At 51.5% G+C, this 3256-nt stretch carries 2 protein-coding genes; both read left to right on the top strand.

Features of this window, described 5'->3' with window-relative positions:
- Positions 1-49 precede the first annotated feature (49 nt).
- The gene (locus HMPREF2872_RS01685; protein ID WP_070630742.1) at positions 50-997 is read left to right on the top strand and encodes a hypothetical protein; all 948 of its coding nucleotides are present in this window, start codon (positions 50-52) and stop codon (positions 995-997) included.
- Positions 998-1337: 340 nt separating this feature from the next.
- On the top strand, positions 1338-3256 hold a 1919-nt coding region (locus HMPREF2872_RS01680; protein WP_141752828.1), incomplete at its 3' end, for an ESPR-type extended signal peptide-containing protein.

Below are 3256 nucleotides of genomic sequence, written 5' to 3'. Positions count from 1 at the left end.
AATACTGTAAACAACGCTACTAGTTTCTACATGGCAACTGTACACCGTTATGAACAATGTTGGACACAATATCCAACAAAACGATACAGACAAATCTCGTATCAATAATAACGGTACAGTCAACTACGCCGATGGTAATTTGACGACCGTTGCAGTTACCGATGGCGAGAATGCATCAAAAGTTCAAATCAACGTCACTCAAGGCACATTGTCTGTCGATAATAATGGTACAGTGTCCGCACCGACTGCCGGTGTAGCGACTGCCGGCGATGTAGCCAATGCCATCAATAATGCCAAAACCACAACCAAGGTAGCAGCAGGCAGCAACACGCATGTCAATAAAACAACTTCAGGCAAAGAAACCACTTATACCGTCAGCGCAGATAAAGCAACGGTACAAGTTTCCAATGCTTTGAATCTGACCTCTAATACTACAACTGCAGCCGATGGTGCAGTCACAACTAATTACAGTATCGATCTCGCTCAAAGCACCAAAGCCGACATCCAAAAAGGCGTGGACGCCAAAACCGCCGTTGACAGCAAAGGCCTGACCTTCAACGGCGACAGCGGCAGCACCAATGTCGAAAAACTGGGCTCCACCGTGACCGTTGCCGGCGACGACAACATCACCACCGCAGCCCAGGGCGATACAGTGACCGTCAAGCTGAAAAAAGACCTGGTAATAGACAGCGTCAAAGCCGGCGACACCACCGTGAACAACGACGGAGTGAAAGTAGGCGACGATGTCGCATTGACCCAGGACGGCGTTAAAGCGGGCGATGTCAAACTGTCCAAAGACGGTTTGAACAACGCCGGCAACAAAGTGACCAACGTAGCCGCCGGTACCGACGATACCGACGTCGTCAACTACGGTCAGCTGAAAGAGACCTGGGTGCGAATATACGCTAAGCAACAAGATAGCAGGCTGTATATCAACTCTCCCAATGATTTTGGTGCGGCATATTGTACGCAAAAACCAGATGCATGCTGTTTTTAAAAGAATTTCATGAATCAGGCCGCACCCTCTTTAGAGAGTAAACCTGAATGGCTATAGAAACTTGGGAGTCCAAGACATGGGATACCTGCCTTTTCTCCTGCAGGTTGCTTTATTCTGGTGGACTCCCTCTACTGTTGCAAAAAAGCGATACATTTCTCCGTACATCAACAGGGGGGGGGGGCTGGAATATTTTCAAAATAAAGATAAAATGGGGAAATTTTACCCCCATGTTTGCCTCGTAAAACGAAATTCTTGTACTTACGGGCCGAATGGTTCGTGCAGGTAAGTGGGTAGGTTGCAATTTCGATCACTCTATACAACTAAATAATGGAGCATAACAATGAATAAAGCCTATCGCGTTATTTGGAATGCGTGCACCAACACTTGGACTGCTGTTCAGGAAAATGCCAAGGCCAAGGGAAAATCTTCTTCCGGACGGGTTTCTGCCGAGCCTGCCACATTGGGCAGCTTGGGGTTGAAATCCTCCCGTTTCGTTTGCACCGCATTGGCTTCCGCGCTGATGATGACTGCAGGTTATGCCAACGCCGGGCCGGGTATTTTTATCAATGATGGTAATGATGCCGGATGTATCGTTACCAGCGATGAATCATCAAGAAGAAACGCGCTGTTCTTTCTGAGTAATAACAACTTGGAATGGGCGGCCGAGCCGACCAGCGGCGGTAGTATGCCGAGTGCAAATGCCTTCCGTAATAAATGTAGCCCGGCAGATGCTGCCAGCCAAACCAACCGTGCTCTGTTCCATGGCGATGCGGGTGGTGCGGGCAGCAAACACCTTTCGCTCGGCGGCCGTTTGGATGTGAATAGCGGCATCATCGGCCTAGGTGATCGTGCTGCGGGCAACAACAGCATCCGCATTGGTAGCGGCAATACTTTGGATGCTGCCAATAGTCAATCAAATTCCGTTGCTATCGGTAATGACGTGGAAACCAAAGCTGCCATGGCTGTTGGCATCGGCTCGGCCGCCAAGGCCAATGGAGTGCAGTCTGTAGCTGTCGGCAACAGCGTGGAGTCTTCCGGATATTATTCCGTAGCTATCGGTACTTCCGCTCGTGCGAATGCGGCACAAACTGTGGCTTTGGGTAACAATGCCAACGCCGCAGGCGAGGATGCGCTGGCTATTGGCCGTAGTGCCAACGCTCAGGCGAAAGACTCGATTGCATTCGGCCGCAGCTCTCAGGCAGCTGCCAAGGGCGTTGCTATTGGTTCAGAAGCCAGCGCCGCCGTGGCCAATTCTGTTGCCTTGGGTTCAGGTACGACTGCCGTTGCTGCTACCAACCAGTCTGGAACGAAAAATGTAAACGGACTGAACTATACATATGTCGGCGATTCCGCCAATAGTTCTGTGACCGTTGGCAACCGTCAAATCAAACAGGTAGGGGCGGGCGAAGTTTCGGCTGCTTCCACCGATGCGATTAACGGTAGCCAGCTTTACGCCACCCAAAATGTAATCGGCAATATCGGTAAAGGTGTGGCTACTAATTTGGGCGGCGGCGCGGCCTTGAAACCAGATGGTACGTTTACCGCTCCCACCTACAACCTGACTGATGCCAACGGTAATGCGGTTAGCAAAAATAATGTCGGCGACGCGCTGAACGTATTGGACAGCCGTTTGAATACTGTGGGCGGCGGTTTTCAGGTGGCCGCTGCTACTGGTACGACGCAAACTGTGAAACCGGGCAATACGCTCAAATTTATTGACGGTACAAATACCACCACTGAGGTATCGACCGACGGCGCGGGTGTGACCACCGTTAAAATCAACGCCACAGGCGGCGGTGCAGCCGTTCCCCTGACCAGCAACGCTGCAACCGGCCAAGTCAACGCACCCGCTGCTGCGGATGCGAATAAAGCTACCACTGCAGGTAGCGTGGCCACTGCCATCAATACTGCCGTGAGCAAGAGTGGCTTTAATGTGCAGGGTGGTTCGGTTGCTGGCGGCTCCGTTACTGGTGCAGCTACAACCAAAGTAAATAATGGCAGTACCGTTAAATTGCAGGCGGGTAAAAACATCGCTCTATCACAGAGTGGTGCGGATTTTACTTTTGCCACTGCCGAGAATTTGAGCGTAACCAGCGTGACTGCCACTGATGCGGCTGGCAATAAAACTGTTACCAATGGCAGCGGTGTCACTATAACTCCGGCAGCCGCAGGCAGTTCCCCCGTAAGACTAACCACCAGTGGCCTGGATAACGGCGGCAACAAGATCACCAACCTGACCAGCGGCAACGTTGCGGCAGG

It is taken from the genome of Neisseria sp. HMSC069H12 (genome assembly GCF_001812735.1).
GTDB classification, from domain to species: domain Bacteria; phylum Pseudomonadota; class Gammaproteobacteria; order Burkholderiales; family Neisseriaceae; genus Neisseria; species Neisseria subflava.
This window is presented reverse-complemented; position numbering and strand designations above follow the sequence as displayed.